Origin of the sequence: Pseudoduganella umbonata, from assembly GCF_014192225.1 — a bacterium.
Lineage (GTDB): Bacteria > Pseudomonadota > Gammaproteobacteria > Burkholderiales > Burkholderiaceae_D > Rugamonas > Rugamonas umbonata.
Map to the genome: position 1 here is coordinate 1 of NZ_JACHXS010000001.1, position 21,071 is coordinate 21,071.

At 66.7% G+C, this 21,071-nt stretch carries 14 protein-coding genes; 6 read left to right on the plus strand and 8 right to left on the minus strand.

The features are described 5' to 3' along the window. Nucleotides 1-799: 799 nt before the first annotated feature. Nucleotides 800-1,912, plus strand: a complete 1,113-nt coding sequence (locus FHS02_RS00005; protein ID WP_137312224.1) for a PEP-CTERM sorting domain-containing protein — start codon at nt 800-802, stop codon at nt 1,910-1,912. A 106-nt stretch (nt 1,913-2,018) separates the two neighbouring features. Here FHS02_RS00005 and FHS02_RS00010 read toward each other — a convergent pair whose 3' ends face one another. From FHS02_RS00010 to FHS02_RS00045, 8 genes are all read right to left on the minus strand, one after another. Further along, nucleotides 2,019-4,676, minus strand: a complete 2,658-nt coding sequence (locus FHS02_RS00010; protein ID WP_183444241.1) for a WD40 domain-containing protein — start codon at nt 4,674-4,676, stop codon at nt 2,019-2,021. Between the two features lie 287 nt (nt 4,677-4,963). Continuing rightward, the gene (pqqE, locus tag FHS02_RS00015; RefSeq protein ID WP_137317210.1) at nt 4,964-6,166 is read right to left on the minus strand and encodes a pyrroloquinoline quinone biosynthesis protein PqqE; all 1,203 of its coding nucleotides are present in this window, start codon (nt 6,164-6,166) and stop codon (nt 4,964-4,966) included. Beyond that, nucleotides 6,123-6,386 (minus strand): pyrroloquinoline quinone biosynthesis peptide chaperone PqqD, encoded by a 264-nt coding sequence (gene pqqD, locus FHS02_RS00020; RefSeq protein WP_137312226.1) that lies wholly within the window; start codon nt 6,384-6,386, stop codon nt 6,123-6,125. The genes pqqE and pqqD overlap by 44 nt, the downstream gene beginning before the upstream one ends. A 14-nt stretch (nt 6,387-6,400) precedes the next feature. Continuing rightward, nucleotides 6,401-7,093, minus strand: a complete 693-nt coding sequence (gene pqqC / locus FHS02_RS00025; protein ID WP_137312227.1) for a pyrroloquinoline-quinone synthase PqqC — start codon at nt 7,091-7,093, stop codon at nt 6,401-6,403. Next, nucleotides 7,090-8,043 (minus strand): pyrroloquinoline quinone biosynthesis protein PqqB, encoded by a 954-nt coding sequence (pqqB, locus tag FHS02_RS00030; protein ID WP_137312228.1) that lies wholly within the window; start codon nt 8,041-8,043, stop codon nt 7,090-7,092. The genes pqqC and pqqB overlap by 4 nt, the downstream gene beginning before the upstream one ends. Nucleotides 8,044-8,110: 67 nt before the next feature. Next, nucleotides 8,111-8,185 carry a pyrroloquinoline quinone precursor peptide PqqA gene (pqqA, locus tag FHS02_RS00035; protein ID WP_131149146.1) on the minus strand — a complete coding sequence of 25 codons (75 nt, stop codon included), beginning with the start codon at nt 8,183-8,185 and terminating at the stop codon, nt 8,111-8,113. A gap of 342 nt (nt 8,186-8,527) precedes the next feature. Further along, a complete protein-coding gene (locus tag FHS02_RS00040; RefSeq protein ID WP_137312229.1) occupies nt 8,528-9,970 on the minus strand; it encodes a sensor histidine kinase in 1,443 nt (480 codons plus the stop codon). Next, nucleotides 9,970-10,659, minus strand: coding sequence for a response regulator (locus FHS02_RS00045; protein ID WP_137312230.1), 690 nt, complete (start codon nt 10,657-10,659; stop codon nt 9,970-9,972). The genes FHS02_RS00040 and FHS02_RS00045 overlap by 1 nt, the downstream gene beginning before the upstream one ends. 114 nt (nt 10,660-10,773) lie before the next feature. On the opposite strand from FHS02_RS00045, the gene FHS02_RS00050 reads away from it, so the two are divergent. The 5 genes from FHS02_RS00050 to galA all read left to right on the plus strand — a co-directional run bounded on the left by FHS02_RS00050 (nt 10,774) and on the right by galA (nt 20,973). Beyond that, nucleotides 10,774-12,075, plus strand: coding sequence for an ABC transporter substrate-binding protein (locus FHS02_RS00050; protein WP_137312231.1), 1,302 nt, complete (start codon nt 10,774-10,776; stop codon nt 12,073-12,075). Next, nucleotides 12,072-13,352: an ABC transporter substrate-binding protein gene (locus FHS02_RS00055; protein WP_137312232.1), complete on the plus strand. Its 1,281-nt coding sequence runs from the start codon at nt 12,072-12,074 to the stop codon at nt 13,350-13,352. Before FHS02_RS00050 ends, FHS02_RS00055 begins: the two co-directional genes overlap by 4 nt. A 328-nt stretch (nt 13,353-13,680) precedes the next feature. Continuing rightward, nucleotides 13,681-16,674, plus strand: coding sequence for a TonB-dependent receptor (locus tag FHS02_RS00060; RefSeq protein ID WP_137312233.1), 2,994 nt, complete (start codon nt 13,681-13,683; stop codon nt 16,672-16,674). A gap of 72 nt (nt 16,675-16,746) precedes the next feature. Further along, on the plus strand, nt 16,747-18,006 hold the full coding sequence (locus FHS02_RS00065) for a glycoside hydrolase family 27 protein (protein ID WP_229422478.1): 1,260 nt from the start codon (nt 16,747-16,749) through the stop codon (nt 18,004-18,006). A 102-nt stretch (nt 18,007-18,108) separates the two neighbouring features. Beyond that, nucleotides 18,109-20,973, plus strand: a complete 2,865-nt coding sequence (gene galA / locus FHS02_RS00070) for a beta-galactosidase GalA (protein WP_137312234.1) — start codon at nt 18,109-18,111, stop codon at nt 20,971-20,973. Nucleotides 20,974-21,071 lie beyond the last annotated feature (98 nt).

The following is a 21,071-nucleotide window of genomic DNA, read 5'->3' on the forward strand; positions in this document are numbered from 1 at the left end:
CGATGATAGTGCTGCAACCAGTGTGAAAGTAGGTTATCGTCAGGCTGTTACATAGAAAAACCCCGCTAGCGTGTGCTGGCGGGGTTTTTTGCTTTGGAACGCATACTTAGCATTACGCCGGACCTGGCTCCAAGTCCTGGGTTTTAGTGCTCCGCCGGGCACTGCCCGACGTCGCTCGTCAGGCTGTTATATAGAAAAACCCCGCTAGCGTGTGATGGCGGGGTTTTTTGCTTTGAACTCAGGTTTTGCAATACGCTGCGGACCTGGCTCCAAGTCCCGGGTTTTAGTGCTCCGCCGGGCACTGCCCGACGTCGCTCGTCAGGCTGTTATATAGAAAAACCCCGCTAGCGTGTGCTGGCGGGGTTTTTTGCTTTTGGACCTCAGGTTTTGATGCTCGAAAACCGGCGACGAAAACCGGTGGCGCAGCGGGGACTTCGAGGAGCATCGCTCCTCGCCTGCGCGGCGGAGACGGCCTGCAGGCCGTCTCGCCTTCCAGGCACCGTTTTTTCGGAAACATTTCAAAATATCAGGTGCCTGTCACCGGTTTTGCGGAAACATTTCAAAATATCAGGTGCCTGTCACTGGTTTTGCCAAGCGTCGGCGGGAGCGGCGCGGCGGGTGCGGCAGCCATGAAACGACATGCAGCGCTATCCGTTTCAAACGACAAATAAAGATGTATTTGTAACAGTTTCAATCTTCGTTGACATCGAATTTTCAGTTAGCTAGAGTCGTTAGCATAAAAATATTAACTTGGAGACAACCACCCCACCACCGCTTGATCAACTTAAAGGCTCGACACATGAAGACTTCGGCTCGTTTTGCTTTCGCGGCAGCTGCTTTTGTTTGTAGCGTGACCATCCCTGGCGCTCACGCAGCAGGGAATTTCTGGGATCTTGGTTACGGCATCACGGTGTCGGGTTCTTCAGCTGACGGCAGCGTGATCGGCGCTTATGTCGCAAACGACTCGTATTACATGTGGACGGCTGCCACCGGCGTGACGGCCATCGGCGGGGCATGGCAAGGTGGGGTGGCCAGCGTGTCGGCTGATGGATCACGCATATCCGGCTCGGCCTTCGGAAGCGACGGCCTGAATTACGCGGGCTACTACTCGGTCGGCACCGGCCAGTGGACGACACTGGGTGGCGTTGGCGGCACCCTGGATACCTCGGCCAGCTCCGGCTGGAACATCTCCGGCGATGGGAAGACCGTCGTTGGCCTGGGGTGGGTCGGCGGCGCCACCGCCCATGCGATCGCATCCACTCCGGCCGGCGTCATGACCGACCTTGGCTCGATCGGGGGCTCGTCGCGCGCCAACGGCGTGTCGTACAATGGCAGCATCATCGCCGGATGGGTCGAACAGCCAGAAGGGCAGTGGACCGGTGCATACTGGAAAAACGGCACGTTGCATAACATGGTCGATGATCAGGGGAATGCGCTGCAAGAGGCTGAGGCGGTATCGGCTGACGGCAACTGGATTGTCGGGAACGGTTACTACGGTCAGACCTGGCGATACAACACCGTCACTCAGCAGACAGAGTGGCTGGGTGATCTGGACGTTACGGCAGACCTTCAGGGGGCAACCGGCATCTCGGCAGATGGCCAGATCATCGTTGGCTACGACCGGGGCTTCGGCCCCGCTGGCTTTGGCCAGGGCACCATCTGGATCGAAGGCCAGGGCATGCTCAATTTGACCGATTACATCACCAGTCAAGGGGTTGACCTTGAGGGTCGTACGCTGGCATTGCCGCTTGGCGTTTCGGCCGACGGCAGGACGTTCTACGGCATCGACAATACCGGCAGCGGTTTTGTCGTCACGTTGTCGCCGGTGCCGGAACCGGCCACTTACGCCATGATGGCATTGGGACTGGCGGGGATGGCTGCACGCCGGCGCATGGGTCGCGGCAAGAAATAAATCACTGAACACAGGCCTGAGGTTCGCTTTCCTGGGTGATCGTCAGGCTGCTTACAGAAAAACCCCGCTAGCGTGTGCTGGCGGGGTTTTTTGCATTGGAAGAAGGCTAATCCGAGGCAAGCAGTACGGAACTGATATGAAGCTCGGCACAAACCGCGTGGCTGTCGGGCAATGGAACGTTTGAAAAGGCCAGGCACAGGCTGCGATGGGTCGATGGCAGCGAGATCAACTCGCCGACCCGGCGCCAGGTGTTCGGGGAGACGAGCTGCACTGCACCGCTGTCGCTGGAAAGCGCAAAACGTTCGCCGGTGCTGTCCCAGGCGATGGCCCTGACGCCTGCATCGACCGGTATCTCCGCCACCAGGCGGCCAAAGGCTGCGTCCCAGACACGGGCATGTGTACCGGCACCGGCGCCGACGAGGAATTTTCCGTCCGGGGACCAGGAAAGTACGGCGATTTCGTCAGGGCAATGACCCAGCGGTGTCGATACCAGCCCGGTCCACACCATCAGCTTGCCATCCTCCGTTACCGTGGCAAAGCGGTCCCCTGCCGGCGCCCAGGCCGCGCACAGGATATCGCCGCCGGGCGCGCGGCGCCGCTGATGGGCGCCGTTGAACACTTTCCAGATGATGAGTTCGCTCCCGGAACTGGACACGATCCGGTCGCCGGCCGGCGACCAGGCAACGCAATGGATGGACCGTTCGTGGCAGTCCGCCAGCACGAACGGCGACACTCGCCCGCTGTCTGCATCCAGCACCCGCAACGTCCTGTCGTCGCCGCCCACGGCGATCCATCTGGCGTCGGGGGACCAGGCCAGGCAGCGGATATATTCATCCAGGCCCTGGCGGCGTTTTTCCAGTACCCGTTCCCCTTTGCCGTTGCTGGCCGATACCAGGACATCCGAACTTCCCTCCAATGTCCATCGCTGCGTGGGCGGCTGCATGCGAAACAACATGACCTGCCTACCGACCGAACCGGTGGCGACGTCGCGCGTATCGGGCGACAGGGCGGCGCAGCGCAGCTGGTGTCGATGGGCACGCAGTTCCGCGTTGTCGAACCCGGTCGTGGTGCTGATCTGGATTGACTCGTCGGTGGACCCCGATGCGATTGCCTGGCCATCGGCCGAGCAGTCGACGGCGCGCACCGATCCGCGGTGCGACGCGACAGTGACTCCCACTGTATCGGACCCCACCAGGTCGAACTGCATCCCGCGCGTGCCGCACACATCGATACGCCCGACGTCGACCCGTAACGCGGACCGGTCCGCGGAGCCGCAGACGATACTGCGGCCATCCGGCGTCCACGCGACCGACAGTATCGAATCGCGGCACAGTTTTCTAGCCCTGACGAGACGCCAGGTAAGGGCGTCGAAGATCGTCACGTGACCGGAGACCGTGCCCGCTGCAATGTGTGCGCTGGAAGGAGACCATGCGAGACACAGTACCTGCGCACCATCCTTTGCGCTGGCCGGGAACGCGGCGCTGACATCAACGTCCGCGATCGGCGTGCCGCTGCGCGGGTCGACGATTTTTACCGTGGCGTCGGTGGCGCCGCTCGCCAGCAGGCGCCCGGACGGCGAGATCGCCACGCTCCTGACCCTGCCCTGGTGCAGGACAAGGCGCCAGTGTTCACGCCGGGCCACGGGATCGAAGGTGCGCACGACGCCGTTGGCATAGCCGCATGCGAGCAGGCTGCCGTCACATGCCCATGCGATGGAGCGAGCCCAGTCGTCGGTGCCGTACCAGCGATCGATCTGCTGGCCGCCGGGGAAGTGCCAGGTCGCCACCGTGCCGTCGCTGGAGCAGGATGCCAGTGCGTCGGCCCCAGGGGACCAGCACACGCTCTTGACGCTGCCTTCATGCGCATGGATGGTGAGGATGAGGTTCTTGCATGCCGGGTGCCAGATGCGGATCGTCCCGTCGTCGGAAGCTGCGGCCAGGTAACGGGAACAGGGACTCCAGGCGACCGCGTTGATTTCATTGCGCTTCCAGCCGCCCACATTGCACAGATACGTCGCCGCCGCCGTGACGGGTGGCGATGCCGGCACACCTGCCTCGATGGCGACGCCCCGCGCGGGCAGCAGGTCATCCACGAAGCGCTTCACCTTGAGATATTGCAGCGACCTTGCCGACGCGGGCTTGCAGATGGTGGCGTGGTTTTCATCGAGGGGAATCGGCACGACATTGGGAATCCCCGGATCGGCGGACGCTTCATCGACGACGATGATCTGGCCCATCGGCAGCTTTTCGTAGAAGACCAGCAGGCGGCAGCCCAGCAGATGGACATTGTTCCTGAACCAGAGGTTCAGGTCGCGCAAGCCGGCGCCGTTGTGTTCGAGATCCTTGACCGCCGCCGATGCGCGCGCAAGCGAAAAGAACGTCATCCAGTCGGCGATGCGCGAGCCGCTGTTGGGCGTGGCCAGGAACACGATGCCGGCGGTGGCGCGACTGATGCGTTGCCACGCCGGGTCGCCATACTGCATTGCGTGGCGCAGCATCTGCTTGACCAGCAGCCCGCCCATGCTGTGGACCACGAAGACCACGGGGCGTTCTCCAATACCATGTGCGTCGAGCAGCGACAACACATTGGTAGCGCGGTCAGCCAGCGGCATGGCGCTGCCATTCCACCCGGTCTTGGCCGCCGGGTAGCCCAGCGACCACACGCCCGCGTGCGCGTGATCGAGGCCCAGCGCCTCGGGCCAGAACAGCGCTGGATGCTTCCATGTGCCGAACGGATCGCCATCGAGACCGTGGATGAAGATCACGTCGGCCAGGCGCGATGGCACGCAGCCGGCGATCGGGTGCAGTTCCACTGTCGTTGGCATGTGCACTATCTCCTGTGTCGAACCGGATCGCCTAGCGATACGCTGCCGTGGAGGTGCGTCGCACCCGGTCCCAGCCTATCCCAAAGTGCGCATCGGGGGCACAAAATCTTGTCGAAGCCCGGTGCGTGGCCGGTGCGCGGCCGGGCCGGCCTGCTGCGGCGCTGCGCGATCGCGCCGGCGCGGCAGAGACGCAACCATCGCCATTGGCAGGCAGTCACGTGGCAGTGTTACGGCCCGCTCCCGCCGCGGCGCGAGTTCGCATCCGTGCGGAACACGATCGGCTGGACCTGCTGCCGCCGCGCCGCTTCCTGTGCCGCTTGGGCCTGCATGACGATGGCATGCACGTCGGCGTGTTGCGGCGACCGTGAGCATACCGGGTCGGCATTTGCGGCGTCCCCGGTCAGTGCGTAGGCCTGGCAGCGGCAGCCACCGAAATCCTTGTCTTTCTCGGGGCAAGCGCGGCAGGGTGACTTCATCCAGGCATCGCCCCGGTAGCGATTGAAGGCACCGCTGGCGTACCAGATGTCCTTCACGCTGTGCTCGCGAACGTTGGGAAACGCGATGCCCGGCAGCGAGCGGGCGGCGTGACAGGGCAGGGCGGTGCCGTCCGGGGCGATGCCGAGGAAGACCGAACCCCAGCCGTTCATGCACGCCTTGGGGCGCTCCTCGAAATAGTCGGGCACCACGAACAGGATCCGCACCTTGTTGCCGATCCGGGCGCGATAGTCGTTGACCACGGCCTCGGCACGCTGCAGCTGCTCGCGCGTGGGCATCAGCTGTTCCCGGTTGACCAGGCCCCAGCCGTAGTACTGCGTGTTCGCCAGTTCCAGATAGTCGACGCCCATCTCCAGCGCCATGTCGATGATGCGGTCGACGTGGTCGAGGTTGAAGCGGTGCAGCACGACATTGAGCACCATCGGATAGTCGTACTGCTTGATCAGCCTGGCTACCCGTGCTTTCAGGTCGAAGGTCCGGGTACTGGACAGGAAATCGTTCATTTCCCGGGTCGAGTCCTGGAACGACAACTGGATATGGTCCAGCCCGAGTTCCTTCATGCGGGCCAGGCGCGTTTCGGTCAGGCCGACGCCGGAGGTGATCAGGTTGGTGTAGAACCCGAGCCGGCGGCCTTCGCCAACCAGTTCTTCGAGGTCGTCGCGCACCAGTGGCTCGCCGCCCGAAAACCCGAGCTGGGCCGCACCGAGCTGGCGTGCCTGGCGCATCACGTCGAACCATTGCCCGGTGGAGAGTTCCGCGCGGTCCCTGGCGTAATCGACAGGGTTGTAGCAGAAGGCGCAGTGGAGGGGGCAGCGATACGTCAGCTCCGCCAGCAGCCAGAGTGGCGCCGCGACAGCCTGGCGGGGTTCGGGGGCGTTCACGGCCGCGGGCTCAGGCCAGCCAGCCGCGTGCGCTGGCGGTGCGCAGGAACGCATCGACATCGGCCCCCAGGCCGACGGCCTTGAACGCCTGTTCCAGCTCGTCGACGATGGCCGGTACGCTGCGCTGGCCGTCGCAGCGTTTCAGGATCTCGGCCGCGCTCTGGTTGAGCTTGACCATGCCTTCCGGATAAAGCAGTACATACTGGCCTTGCGCTTCCTCCCACTGCATGCGGAACAGGCGGGAAAGAAGCGGCTTGTCGGGAATCGTCGTCATCGTGGCACCAGAGGTCAAGGGTAGGCTTTTTCGATCGCATCGAGCATGGACCACAGGATGTCGAGCTTGAACTGCAGGATCTCGAGCGCACGCTCCTGCTGGGCGCGGGTCGTGAAATGATCGAGCGTGACCTGCAGGCCGTGTTCGACGTCGCGTTCGGCCAGCGAAATACGTCCGCGAAAATACTGCAGGCCCGCCTGGTCGATCCAGCCATAGTGGGCAGGCCAGTTGGCCAGGCGGTCCTTGTGGATCTGCGGGGCAAACATTTCCGTCAGCGACGAGCAGACCGCCTCCTGCCAGGGCGCCTGGCGCGCGAAGTTGACGTAGGCATCGACAGCGAAACGGACACCGGGCACCACGTGGCGTTGCGACCATAACACCCCGTCTTCGATGCCGACCGCCGCGCCGAGCCGGAGCCAGGCTTCGATGCCCCCATCGTTGCCGTCCCAGCCGTCATGATCGAGGATGCGGCGCACCCATTTGCGGCGGGTTTCCCGATCGGGGCAGTTGGCGATGATCGCGCCGTCCTTCCGCGGGATGTTGACCTGATAATAAAACCGGTTGGCAACCCAGCCGCGGATCTGGTCCTCGCGCAGCAGGCCGCTGTTCATCCTGACGTTGAACGGATGATTGATGTGGTAGCCGGCGCCACGCGCGCGCAATTGCGCTTCGAACTCGGTGCGGCTCCAGGCCGGTGCGCTTGTCACAGGACGATCTCCATGCCGTCGAAGGCGACTTCGATGCCGTGGCGCGCCAGCAGCGCACGCTGCGCCGAGTCGTCGTCCAGGATCGGGTTGGTGTTATTGATATGGATGAGGATCTTGCGCCGTGCTGTCCGGCGCCGTGCATTACCGTGCGCATCCAGGCTGTCCAGCACCGCGATCATGCCGGCCTCGCCCGACTGCGGCAAATGGCCCATGTCGGCCGCGCTTTTGCTGGAAAAGCCCAGTTCGATCATCTCGTCGGCGCGCCAGAACGTGCCGTCGACCAGCACGCAGTCGGCCCGGCGCATCGCGGCATCGACCTGCGGTTCGATCAGGCCCAGCCCCGGCGCGTAGAACAGCGTCTTGCCGCTGCCGGTATCCTCGATCAGCAGGCCGATATTGTCGCCGATGCCCGGCTGCGCGCGATGCGGCGAATACGGCGGCGCCTTGCTGGACAGGGCCAGCGGCGTGAAACGGAGGCCGTCGATGCCCGGTACGTGGACCGCCTGCATGCCGGGGCCGTCGCCGATGGTGTGCAATGGGTGCCAATGCACGCCGCAGTAGTGCGACAGCACCGGTGCCAGGGGCAGGCTGGTGTTGAGATCGTTCCATACCGATGCGGTGCAGTAGAGTGGCAGCGGCTTTCCCTCGCGCAGCATCAACAGACCGGTGACATGGTCGATCTGCGCATCCATCAGCATCACCGCGGCGATGCCGGAATCGCGCTTTGCCCGCGCCGGCTGCAGCGCCGGCGTGGCGCGGATCTGCGCCAGGATGTCGGGAGACGCGTTGATCAGCACCCAGTCGTTGCCATCGCCCGATACCGCGATCGACGATTGAGTACGGGGCGTCGCGGCAATCGTGCCGCCGCGCACGCCTGCGCAATTGCGGCAGTTGCAGTTCCACTGCGGGAAGCCGCCGCCGGCTGCAGAGCCCAATACGATGATTTTCATGGTGTCGTTCAGTGGACGGAAACCTGTGCCCGGCTGACCCGTGCGGCACGGTTTCCTGGGCGCTTTCCTAGCGGTTTGCGATATACATCGTGATTTCGAATCCGAAACGCAGGTCGGTAAATTCCGGTTTGCTCCAGGTCATGATGAGTCTCCTTTAGATTGGTGTGATGAGCAGGCCGGCTGCATGGCCGGATGGCTCAAGGGCTTGCCGCACGGTGCGTGCAGTCACAGGCATAAAGCGATAATCGTGCCAAAAGGGCGAGGCGGGATCTGTCGCCCTGCGGGCACAAGGGGGCAAGCCAGCCGCGCCATCGAATGTGGAGGGGCCTTGACGCTGGCGGGCGCAACACTGTGTCAAAACCGAACAGTGTGGTTGCCACAATGGCGCACTGTGTCACTTGAATCAGGTTCCTGCCGGTCTGCGCCGGCCGGCTTGCTGACAATGGGTCGGTTTACCGGGCAGGGGTTCCTTCCCGGCGTCATGTCACAGCAAGGGCAGCTTGACGACCACTTCCAGGCCGTGCGGGTCGACGTCTCCCAGGCTCACGCTGCCGCCGTGCTGCGTGACGATCTCATGCACGATCGCCAGGCCCAGGCCGCAGCCCAGTCCCTGGTCCGTGGCCCGCACGAACCTGTCGAACACGCGCGCATGGTCGGCGCGGGCGATGCCCGGTCCGTTGTCGCTGACGCTGATGCGGGCGTGCCTGCCATCGCGCCGGACCGCCACGGTGATCTCGCTGCCGGCTCCGGCGTACTCGATGGCGTTGTCGAGGATGTTGACAAGGGCCTCGGCCAGCAGCATCGGATTGGCCTGCACCCACAGGCCGGCCGGGTCGCGCTGCGTGCCGACGCCGAGATCGGCGCCGCCACGCAGCGCCTTCGGGACCGCGTCGGCGACGACCTGCTCGACCAGCGCACCCAGCTCCACCGGCGAGCGCTCCTGCACCATGGCCGCCTCGGGTTCGGTACGCGCCAGCATCAGCATGCGGGCGATCAGGTGGGCACTGCGCGTGGCGCTCTGGTGCAGCATGGTCAGGCGGGCGACCAGCGCGGGGTCGCTGGTGGCGCCCAGCGCCAGTTCCGCATGGCTGATCACGCCCGCCAGCGGCGTGCGCAGCTGGTGCGCGGCATCGGCAATGAAGCGTTTCTGCGCGTCGACGTTCTGGCGTACCGCGGCCAGCAGGTTGTTCAGCGCGCGCACCAGCGAACGCAGTTCGCGCGGCGCCGCGTCGGCGCGCAACGGCGTGAGGTCGTTCGGCGAGCGGTCTTCGACCTCGCGGCGCAGGCGCAGCAGCGGTGCGAGCCCGGCGCCGGTGCCGGCCCAGACGATCACGGTCATCAGCATGATCAGCGCCGACAGCGGCAGCAGCGTGTCGACCAGGATCCGCTTCCAGATGGATTCGCGCGCCGCCACGCCGCGCGCCACCTGCACCAGCATCCATTGCTGGCGTCCATCGAGCTCGCCGTTTTTCAGGAACAGTGCCGCGACCCGCACCTTGGCCGGTCCCGGCGTGGTTCCCGTCTGATCCGGCGGCATTTCACCGTCATAGAAATAGGGATCGTTCGGGCGCGGCCGCATGTGCGCGGGCGGCAGCGGAATGGCGTTGTTTCCCAGGATGAAGCGGCCCGGAGGCGTGCTGACGGTGTACAGGAAACGGTCGTTCGGGTCGGCTTCCAGGATGTTCTGCGCGGCGCGCGGCAGGTCGATCAGCAGGCCGTTGCCGATCGGCTTGACCTGGCGCGCCAGCGTGCGCGCGGCCTGCGACAGGGTCGCGTCGGCGGCCTCGTTCACGTAGTTCACCGCCAGGCGGTAGGTCGCGACGCCGCCGGCAACCCACAGCACCAGCTGCGGCAGCAGCACCCAGGCCACCAGCTGTCCGCGCAGCGACCAGTCGACCGCGCGCCTCGTGCGGCTGGGCCGTGGCATCAGCCGCGCGCGCCGGCGGGTTCGGTTTCCAGCAGATAGCCCAGGCCGCGGACGGTCCTGATCACGACGCCGGAACCATCGAGCTTGCGGCGCAGCCGGTAGATGTGCACTTCCGCCGAATTGCCGCTGCCGTCGTCGTTCCACAACGCGGCGATCTGGTCCTTGCGGACCACCTTGCCGGTGTGGGCCAGCAGCAGGTCGAGCAGGATCGCTTCACGCGGGCTCAGTTCGACCAGCTCGGCATTGATCATGGCACGGCGCGTCTCGCGGTCGAAGCGCAGCGCGCCGGCGGTCAGCTCGGCGAAGGCGCCCGCGCCGCTGCCTGCGTGGCGCGAACGGCGCAGCACCGCGCGCAGGCGCGCTTCCAGTTCGGAAAAGATGAACGGCTTGGTGATGAAGTCGTCCGCGCCGCCGTTCAGGCTGGCCAGCCGCGCGTCGAGCTTGTCGAGCGCCGTCAGGATCACGACCGGCAGTTCCGGCCGCACCGCACGTACCTTCTTCAGCACGCTCAGGCCATCGACCATCGGCAGGCCCAGGTCGATGATGGCGATATCGTAGGGCTGGTTGGTCAGCAGGTATTCGGCGACAGGGCCGTTTGGCGCATGCTGCACGGCGAATCCGGCCTGGGTCAGCTGGGCACTCAGGCCCGCTGCGAGAATCTGGTCGTCTTCGGCGAGTAATAGTTGCATGGCGCGATATTAACGGGTTATGGCAGGCGGTTCAACGCCGGCGCGTGTCCACCGCGCCTTTCCGCAGGCGCCGTTTGCGTGATACTGTCCGGCTCTCTCGATGCAAAGGAGCCGATGTTGAAGCCACCCCGGAAGCCATCCCGGAATCCAGCCCGTTCGTGCACCCGTGCGGCGATCCTCTTCGCCACGCTGATGTGCCGTGGTGTCGGGACGGCCGCAGGCGGCGAGCTCGAGGTCCTGCACTACTGGACCGGCGGCGAGTATGCCGGGGCCATGACGCTGCTGCGCAGCCGCATGGCCGGGCAGGGCCACGACTGGCGCGACTTCGGCGCGAATGGTGGCATTGGCGGCAACGGCGACCAGGGCGACGCCGTGTCGCTGCTGCGCAAGCGGGTATTGGCCGGCAACGCCCCCGCGGCCGCGCAGCTGATGCCGCACGATGCCATCGGCCAGTGGGGGCGGCAGGGCGCGCTGGGCGGTATCGACCGGCTGGCCCGCGCCGAAGGGTGGGACCGGCTGCTGCCCGCCGTGGTCGCCGCCACCCTCAAGTACAACGGCAGCTATGTCGCTGTCCCGGTCCATGTGCACCGCAATAACTGGCTGTGGATGAATGCCGCCGTGCTGGCGCGCGCCGGGGTCCGGGCGCCCGGCACGTGGGAAGAATTCTTCGCGGCCGCCGAGGCGATCCGGCGCGCCGGGTTCGTGCCGCTGGCGCATGGCGCCCAGCCGTGGCAGAACCTGCACCTGCTGGAAACCGTGGTGCTGGGCAGCGCGGGGCCGGCGTTCTATCGCCGGGCACTGGTGGAACTGGAACCGGCGGCGCTGGCCAGTCCCGCCATGGAGCGCGCGCTGCTGACCTTCCGGCGCCTGAAGCAGTACACCGACACGCGCCGGCCGGAACGCGACTGGACCACCGCCTCGCAAGAGCTGGCAAGCGGCCAGGCCGGCATGCAGCTGATGGGCGAATGGGCCGGTCCGCTGTTCGCCGATGCCCAGGCGGCCGGCCGGCTGGACTACGCCTGCGCCGCCGCGCCGGCCACTACGCCGGGCTATATCTTCGCACTCGATTCGGTCGTGATGTTCAAGGTCGCGCCGGCCAAGGCGGCGGCGCAGCGCGATTTCGCGTCGGCGCTGATGTCGGCACCGGTCCAGCGGCAGCTCAACCTGGCCAAGGGCGCGCTGCCGGTGCGCCTGGACGCCGACCTGGCGCCGTTCGGGCGCTGCGCGCAGGCATCCGGCGCGGCGTACCGGAGCGCGGCCCGCGGCGGCACGCTGGTGCCCAGCATGGGCGTGGGCGTGGCGCCGTCCGTGGTCGACGCACTGCGCGACATCGTCACCGATTTCTGGCGCGACGAGCGGATGGCGCCCCGCACGGCTGCGGCGCGCATGATCGGCGCGGCGGGGCGCAAGCCATGACGGTGCATCCAGGGATGCTATTGGCAGTGGCGCTGGCCCTGGCTGCCGGCACTGCCGACAGCGGCGCCACGGCGCTGGAAGTGCTCAATCATCTCGAGACCGGCCCCGACCAGCGGGCCGCCCAGGTGCTGCAGGCCGGGTTGCGCGCGCGCGGGCACGAGTGGATCGATTTCGCGGTGGCCAATGGCGCCGAGGGGATGGCCGCGACCCTGCTCGACTCCCGCATACGGCTGCGCAACCCGCCTGCCGTGGCGCAGATGAAGGGCCCGGTCATCGCCGCCATGGCCCGCCGCGGCCTGCTGCTGCCGCTCGACGAGCTGGCACGCGCCGAACGCTGGGATGAGGCGCTGCCCAGGGTGGTGGCCGACGCCATGAAGCACCAGGGCCGCTATGTCGGCGTGCCGCTCAATATCCACCGCATCAACTGGCTGTGGGTCAACCAGCGCATCCTGAAACAGGCGGGTGCGCGCGTGCCGGCCAGCTGGGACGAGTTCTTCGCCACGGCCGAGGCCATGAAGCGCGCCGGCCATACGGCGCTGGCCTACGGCGGCCATGCGTGGGAAGAACAGCTGCTGTTCGAAAGCGTGGCACTGGGCGTGGGCGGGCCGGCGTTCTACCGCCAGGCCCTGGTCGCGCACGATCCGGCCCACCTCACGGGGATCACGATGGCGCGGGTGCTGCAGACGTTCCGCCGCATCCGCGCCTATACGGGAGCAGGGCAGGCGGTGCCCGAGCAGGGTGCGGCAGAGGCACTGGCGAGCGGCGCGGCGGGCATGATGCTGATGGGCGACTGGGCCAATCCGCAGCTGTATCCGGCGGCCCGCCGGCCGGCAGACACCTTCGCCTGCGCGCCGTCGCCGGGTTCGGCCGGCAGCTTTTCCTATGTGGTCGATTCGTTTGCCATGTTCAAGGGGCCCGGCGAACAGCGCCGCGGCCAGATGGACCTCGCGGCGGTGGTCATGTCGCCTGCCACGCAGCATGGCTTCAACCTGCGCAAAGGCTCGATCCCGGCCCGCACCGGGGTGGCGCTGGATGGCTACGGTCCCTGCGCGCGCCAGGCCGCCGCTGCGTTCCAGGGCGCGGCACGCGACGGCACGCTGGTGCCGGCGCTGGCCATGGTGCTTGCGCCGGAACTGGAACAGGCGTTCAGGGAAGTGCTGAGCGAATTCTGGAACGACGAGCGCATCGCGCCCGCAACGACGATGCGCCGCCTGGTGGCGATCACGCGAAAAGCGGCGACGCCGGCGGCCGCGCCGCGGCCCTCCGGCGCTCCCTGATCTTTATCCGGGGTTCATGCAAAGTTCATCTAGCTGAATAGGGGCGCCGGCGCCGCCTGGCCGGTGCTTCACCTGTTCCCGCATTTTCCCGCATGTTCCCGCATGTTCCCGCATTTTCCCTCCTGCCGAAGCCCAGCGTTGCATTCCGGGCACGCTTGTTTAGTAAGCACCGCGAAATAACTCCCGATCTGTAAGGCGTCCTTGACGCTGCGGATGCCATGATTCATCGTACCACCTGAAATCTTTCGTACATCTGGCGTTCATCTGTATGACGAAAGAAAGGAAGCGGCCGGCATCAGCCAGCCGTAAAAAATCAGGAGGGGACAACATGAAACGAACCAGCAGGACCGTCATCGCGATGGCGGTGGCACAGCTCGCGTGGATGGCCGGCGCGGCGCACGCGCAGGAAGCCGACGCCAGCTCGGTGGTGGTGGTCACGGGCCAGCGCGCCGCGCTCAATTCGGCGCAGAAGATCAAGCAGGATGCCGACGAGATCGTCGATTCGGTGGTCGCCGACGAGATCGGCAAACTGCCCGACCGCTCGGTGACCGAGGTGCTGCAGCGCGTGGTCGGCGTGAGCATCAACCGCCAGGCCGGCGACAACGAACGCTTCTCGGTGGAAGGCGCCGGCGTCAACATCCGCGGCCTGAACTACGTGCGCTCGGAACTCAACGGGCGCGAGGCGTTCGCCGCCAACGGCGGCCGTTCGCTCAGCTGGGGCGACATTCCGCCCGAACTGATGGCCGGCGTGGACGTCTACAAGAATCCGTCGGCCGAGCAGACCGAAGGCGGCATTTCCGGCCTGGTCAACCTGCGCACCGCGCTGCCGTTCGACTTCAAGGGCCAGCGCGTCGGCGGTTCGCTGGAAGTGACGCATTCGACACTGCGCAAGGGCAAGCCGGACCTGTCGGGCTCCCTGCTGTATTCGAACCGCTGGAAGAACAGCCTGGGCGAGTGGGGCGTGCTGTTCGACGTCGCCTCGTCGGACAGCTCGACCCGCACCGACACGTTCCAGTTCGAACCGTTCTACCCGCGCACGGACATCGAGCCGGGGCGCACCGTGTGGATCCCCAAGGGCGCGCAGTGGCGCACCTACGAGTACGACCGCAAGCGCCAGGGTGCCTACGCGGCCCTGCAGTGGCGCATGAAGGACGTGCGCAGCCACCTGACGCTGTTCCAGTCGCGCTACAAGGACAATGCGCTGGAGCAGTCGATCTTCTCGTCGGCCGCCGCCTATGACTTGCGGGTCTCCGATGCCACGTACGACGAGCGGGGCGCGCTGCTGACCGGCACCATCAGCGATCCGGTCAACGGCGGCATCCCGTTCAGCAACGCGGGCGGCTTCAACAAGGGCAATTCGAAAACCACCGACATCGGCTGGAACCTGCAGTGGAAGGTGTCGGAAGACTGGACCCTGTCCAGCGACCTGCAGCGCACCACTTCGAAGGCGGACGCCTTCTCGTCGGCGGTGGGCCTGGGCATGCTGATGCCGAGCCAGCGCCTCGACTACCGCGGCAGCCTGCCCAGCATCGAGTTCAACGATGCGCAGCGCGCCTTCCTGGCCGACCCGGCGAACTACTACTGGGGCAGCACGATGGAACACATGCACCGGAACACCGGCGAGCTGAAGGCGTGGAAGGGCGATGCCCGCTACACCTTCGACCATCCGGTGCTGCGCGACCTGCGCTTCGGCGTGCGCCTGACCGACCGCGAAGCGCTGACGGTCAATTCCGACCCGAGCTACAACTGGAAAGGCGTGACCCAGCCGTGGATGCTGAACTGGGACATCGGCAAGCTGGCGTACCTGAGCGACCCACGCTTCAACGCGCCGACCGTGACGAACAGCTTCCCGAACTTCTTCGGCGGCGACATCAGCGTGCCGGCCGTGGTGTTCCCGGCCCCCAGCGTGGCCAGCGGCTATCCCGACTCGTACCAGCAACTGCACTCCTACCACATGCTGCTGTGCCAGGAGCAGCGGGTGGTCCTCGGCGGCGGCACCTGCGAGGCGTGGACGCCCGCGCGCTTCGGCGGCGACAACCCGGCCGGCACCAACGACCAGCGCGAGAAAACCCGCGCCTTCTATACCCAGCTGCGCTTCGGCTTCGACAACCTGGCCTACCCGGTCGACGGCAACATCGGCGTGCGCTATGTGCAGACCCGTGCGCGGTCGCGCGGCTACACCTCGTTCCGGCCCGGCGCAGCGCCTCCCGAGGGCGCCCAGGTCGGCGGCCTGCCGGTACCGGTCATTCCCGCGTTCGAAGAACGGCGCGACGTGAAGAATGCGTACAACAACGTGCTGCCGACCGTGAACCTGCGCCTGAAAGCCTCCGACCGGCTGCAGTTCCGCGCGGCGTTCGGCACCTCGATGTCGCGTCCGGACTTCGCCGACCTGCAGGCCTACACCAGGATGTCGCAGGACGTCGACTCCGTGTTCAACGAAGCGACCGGCGTCACCACCGTGACCGCGGTGCGCCGCACCGGCACGGCGGAAGGCAATCCGTCCCTCAAGCCGATCACGTCGCGCCAGCTCGACCTCACGGCCGAATGGTACTTCGCCAATTCCGGCTCGCTGACGCTGGCCGTGTTCGGCAAGCGCCTGAAGGACGTGATCATCGACCAGACAGTGTCGATCGCCCTGCCGGACGTGCAGGGCAACCTGCAGCAGTTCCAGGTGACGTCGCCGGTGAACGGCGCGCGCGGCACCGTGCGCGGCGCCGAGATCGCCTACCAGCAGTACTTCGACGGCCTGCCCGACTGGCTGAAGGGCCTCGGCCTGCAGGCCAACTACACCTATGTCGACAGCCATCGCAAGCTGTACAACCCGGTGCGCAGCGAGTACTGCTCGGGCAGCGAAGGCGGGGCCGCCAACATCAACCTGAACATGAACGGCTGCGACATCGACGGGCGCACCTTCGGCGACCTGCCATTGCAGCAGATGTCGAAGAACGCCTACAACCTGGCGATCCTGTTCGACCGCGGCCCATGGTCGGCGCGCCTGGCCTACAACTGGCGCTCGCGCTACTTCCTCAGCACCAATACCAATGGCACGCGAGGCTCGGACGGCACCGATACCAACCCGGCCAGTGCCACCTTCGGCCAGCGCAACGTGGCCTGGGGCCTGCCGCTGTGGGCCGACGACTACGGGCAGCTCGACGGCGGGGTGTCGTACAAGTTCAGCGAGAACTTCAAGATCGACTTCCAGGCGCAGAATCTGAGCGACGCCCGCTATGGCCAGACCATGCACCAGGGCATCGGCGACAAGCGCCGCGCCCACTTCGTCTCGGGTCCGCGCTACAGCCTGCGCGCGGGCTATTCGTTCTGAACCATCTTACCAACTGATGCGGCCAGCGGCGCTCCGGCACCGCGCCGCATCGCTTTACCTAGAAGAGCCACGATGAAAGCACTACTGTCACCACTGATGCTCGGCGCGCTGTTCGCCGCCACGACCCTCATTGCGCCGGAAGCCCGCGCCCAGGCCAGCGTCAAGCCCGCGGCCGCTACCGCGCCGGCCAAGTTCACCGAACTGGCGAAGACCCCGCAGATGGGCTGGAACACGTGGAACACCTTCGCCTGCGACATCAACGAACAGCTGATCCGCGAATCGGCCGATGCGCTGGTGTCCAGCGGCATGCGCGAAGCGGGCTATGTGTACGTCAACATCGACGACTGCTGGCACGGCAAGCGCGACGAGAACGGCTTCATCCAGCCCGATCCGCAGCGCTTCCCGTCCGGCATGAAGGCGCTGGCCGACTATGTCCACGCCCGCGGGCTCAAGCTGGGCATCTACTCGGATGCCGGCGCGCACACCTGCGCCGGCAAGCCGGGCAGCCGCGGCTACGAATACCAGGATGCGCTGACCTATGCGCGCTGGGGCATCGACTACCTGAAGTACGACTGGTGCGACACCGACGGCCTGAACGCCCGCGGCGCGTACACCACCATGCGCGACGCGCTGCGCGCGGCCGGGCGGCCGATCCTGTTCGCGCTGTGCGAGTGGGGCGACAACAAGCCGTGGGAATGGGCGGCCGACGTGGGCCACTCCTGGCGCACCACGGGCGACATCTACCCGTGCTGGGACTGCGACTTCAACCGCGGTACCTGGTCGTCGTGGGGCGTGCTGCCGATCCTCGACAAGCAGGCCGGCCTGCGCAAGTTTTCCGGGCCGGGGCGCTGGAACGACATGGACATGATGGAGGTCGGCAAGGGCATGACCGAGGACGAGGACAAGGCGCACTTCTCGATCTGGGCCATGATGAATTCCCCGCTGATCGCCGGGAACGATATCCGCAAGATGTCGGCAACCACCCGCAAGATCCTGACCAACCGCGCCATTATCGCCCTCAACCAGGACGAGCGGGGCATCCAGGCGTGGCGTTTCATGAACGACGGCCAGCTCGACATGTACGCCAAGCCGCTGGCCAACGGCGAGTGGGCGCTGATGTTCCTGAACCGGGCCGACAAGGCGCGCAGCTACCGGTTCGACTGGGACGAGCACGAACTGAAGGATGAATTCACGCACAACCAGGTCCACTTCGGCAAGGTGCGCCACAGTTTCACCGAACTGTGGAGCGGCGCCACCGGCGATACCGCCAGGCCGTATGCGATGAATGTGCCGGCGCACGGCGTGGTGGTGCTGCACCTGCGCCCCCGCTGACCCCCGGCGCTTACCTTGTCTCCTCTTCGGCGCCCCTCGGGGCGCTATTTTTACGAAGCGGAGCCTGCATCGCCGAACCATCCACTCACTCACGGAGAACGCATGTGGCATTCGTTCAAGCGCGCCTTGCTGGCGCTGTCGCTGTTTGCATGGCTGCTGCCGGCCGGCGCGCAGGCGCCGCGCGAGCGCATCAATATCGACCGGGACTGGCGCTTCGCCCACGGCCACGCCCATGACGCCCGCCAGGACTTCGGCCATGGCCTGCGGGCGTTCTTCTTCGCCAAGGCAGGCTACGGCGACGGCCCGGCCGCGCCCGGCTTCAAGGATGCCGGCTGGCGCCGGCTCGACCTGCCGCACGACTGGGCGGTGGAACTGCCGTTCGATGCGCGCGGCGATACCAACCACGGCTCGAAGGCGATCGGCCGGGCCTTTCCGGAAAACAGCGTGGGCTGGTACCGCAAGACCATCGAGATCCCGGCCAGCGACCGGGGACGGCGCATCGCGCTGGAATTCGACGGCGCGTACCGCGACAGCGTGGTCTGGGTCAATGGCCACTATATCGGCAGGGAACCCAGCGGCTATTCGGGCTTCCGCCACGACATCACCGATTACCTCGACTATGGCGGCACCAACCTGATCGCGGTGCGGGTCGACGCCACGCTGGAAGAGGGCTGGTTCTATGAAGGCGCCGGCATCTACCGGCACGTCTGGCTGACCAAGACCGCGCCGCTGCATGTGGCGCAGTGGGGCACCTTCGTGAAGAGCACCGTGGCCAACGGCCGCGCCGCCATCGAAGTGGACCTGAGCGTGCGCAACGACGCCGGCGCGGCCGCCCGCTTCGCGGTCGAGCACCGCATCCTCGGCCCGGACGGGCGCACGCTGGCGCAGGTCCGCGCCGCCGGCCTGGCTGTCGGTGCCGCCGCCACGGGCGAGTCCCGCCAGCGCCTGGTGCTGGCGCAACCGCGCCTCTGGTCGCTCGACGATCCGCACCTGTATGTGCTGCGCACCACGCTGCTGCAGGAGGGCCGCATCGTCGACACCCATGACACCCGCTTCGGCATCCGCACCGTGTCGTTCGATCCGGACCAGGGCTTCTCGCTGAACGGGAAGGCCATCAAGCTGCAGGGCACCAACAACCACCAGGACCATGCCGGCGTCGGCGTGGCGCTGCCGGACGGCCTGCAGGACTGGCGCCTGAAACAGCTCAAGTCGTTCGGCGTCAACGCCTACCGGACGGCGCACCATCCGCCCACTCCGGAGCTGCTGGATGCCGCCGACCGCCTCGGCATGCTGGTCATCGACGAGCACCGCATGATGGGCACCTCGCCGGAGATCGTCTCGCAGCTGGAACGTGTGGTGCGGCGCGACCGCAACCATCCCAGCGTGATCCTGTGGTCGGTCGGGAACGAGGAGTGGGCGCTGGAAGGCAAGCCGCTGGGCACCCACCTGGCGCGGGAAATGCACGCCATCGTCCGGCGGCTCGATCCGACCCGGCGCACCTCGGTGGCCGCCAGCTCGTCCGGCCGGGGCACCTCGCTTGGCGCCGACGTGATCGGCTTCAATTACGGCGCCCAGCACGACGTCGACGCGTTCCACCGCGCCCATCCCGGCAAGCCGGCCATCATGAGCGAGGAGGGTTCCACGCTGACCACGCGCGGCATCTATGTCGACGATCGCGCCAGGGTGCACCTGAACGCCTATGACCGCCAGGGCCGGCCGGGCAACAGCCTCAGTATCGAGGAAGGCTGGCGCCGCGTGCGCGAGCGCGACTGGATGTCCGGCATGTTCGTCTGGACCGGCTTCGACTACCGCGGCGAGACCACGCCGTTCGGCTGGCCGGCCGTGTCGTCGCAGTTCGGCATGCTCGACACCACCGGGGTACTGAAAGACACCGCCTACTACCTGAAGGCATGGTGGCGCCCGGAGCCGATGGTGCATATCCTGCCGCACTGGAACTGGCCGGGCAGGGAAGGGCAGCCCGTCGACGTGCGCGTCTACAGCAATGGCGACGAGGTCGAACTGCTGCAGGACGGCCGCTCGCTGGGCCGCAAGCCGATGGAACGCGACTCGCACCTGCGCTGGAGCGTGCCGTACGCGCCGGGCAGGCTGGAAGCCGTGGCGTACCGGCGTGGCGCGCGGATCGCCGATACCACGGTGGCGACGACCGGCGTGCCGGCGACCCTGCATCTGTCCGGCGATAGCGGCCGGCTGGCGGCGGACGGGCGCGCCATCGCCGTCGTGTGGGTCAACGTGCGCGACGGCGATGGCCGGCTGGTGCCGACCGCGTCGGACCGCGTGGACTTCGCGGCAAGCGGGCCGCTGCGCATCATCGGGGTCGGCAATGGCGATCCGGGCTCCCACGAAGCCGACCGGCCGGCCGAACGCCACGCGTTCGTGCCGCTGTCGGGCTGGCGCACGCTGGCGCTGGACGGGCCGGATGCCGCGCCAGCTGTTCTTTCTGCGCTGGCGCCCGACGCCGACCTGGCGCGGTGGCGCGACCCGGCGCAATGGCTGCCGCCCGAGCGGCAGCCGGCGCGCACGCCCTACGTGGTACTGCGTGGAGAGTTCGCCCGCCCGACCCTGGCCGCCGGCCAGAGCGCGATGCTGTTCATCGACCAGCTCGATCCTGGCCAGCAGGTCCATCTCAACGGCCGGTCGGTGACCCCGCGGATGGTCGACGGCAGCCCGGCGGTGCAGCTCGACGCGGCACAGCTGCGCGACCGGAACAGCGTGGCCTACGTGTTGCCCACGCCGCCCGACGGCGTGGCCGGGCTGTACGACCGATCGGCGGGCGCCAGCCGCTGGGGCAGCGTGCGCGTGACCACGGCCGCCGCGCCATGGCAGCGCAGCCTGTTCAATGGCTGGGCCCAGGTGATCGTGCAGTCCACCGGCGAGGCGGGCACCGGCACGTTGACGGCGGCCGCGCCTGGCCTTCCTCCGGCAACGCTGCAGTTCGACATGCGCTGACGGGACAGGCGGTGCACGCACTTTCCTGCCCTCAAGCGTGCACCGCTTCTTTGCCAGCGCCTTATAGTGAGGCCCTTCTTTTGATGTCATTAAAGGAG

Coding starts and splice junctions, on each gene's coding strand:
- FHS02_RS00065 (WP_229422478.1), top strand. CDS start 16,747: ATGAAAGCACTACTGTCACCACTGATGCTCGGCGCGCTGTTCGCCGCC.
- FHS02_RS00050 (WP_137312231.1), top strand. CDS start 10,774: ATGTTGAAGCCACCCCGGAAGCCATCCCGGAATCCAGCCCGTTCGTGC.
- FHS02_RS00060 (WP_137312233.1), top strand. CDS start 13,681: ATGAAACGAACCAGCAGGACCGTCATCGCGATGGCGGTGGCACAGCTC.
- FHS02_RS00040 (WP_137312229.1), bottom strand. CDS start 9,970: ATGCCACGGCCCAGCCGCACGAGGCGCGCGGTCGACTGGTCGCTGCGC.
- galA (WP_137312234.1), top strand. CDS start 18,109: ATGTGGCATTCGTTCAAGCGCGCCTTGCTGGCGCTGTCGCTGTTTGCA.
- pqqE (WP_137317210.1), bottom strand. CDS start 6,166: ATGCGTTCCTGCGCACCGCCAGCGCACGCGGCTGGCTGGCCTGAGCCC.
- pqqD (WP_137312226.1), bottom strand. CDS start 6,386: ATGACGACGATTCCCGACAAGCCGCTTCTTTCCCGCCTGTTCCGCATG.
- pqqB (WP_137312228.1), bottom strand. CDS start 8,043: ATGAAAATCATCGTATTGGGCTCTGCAGCCGGCGGCGGCTTCCCGCAG.
- FHS02_RS00005 (WP_137312224.1), top strand. CDS start 800: ATGAAGACTTCGGCTCGTTTTGCTTTCGCGGCAGCTGCTTTTGTTTGT.
- FHS02_RS00045 (WP_137312230.1), bottom strand. CDS start 10,659: ATGCAACTATTACTCGCCGAAGACGACCAGATTCTCGCAGCGGGCCTG.
- FHS02_RS00055 (WP_137312232.1), top strand. CDS start 12,072: ATGACGGTGCATCCAGGGATGCTATTGGCAGTGGCGCTGGCCCTGGCT.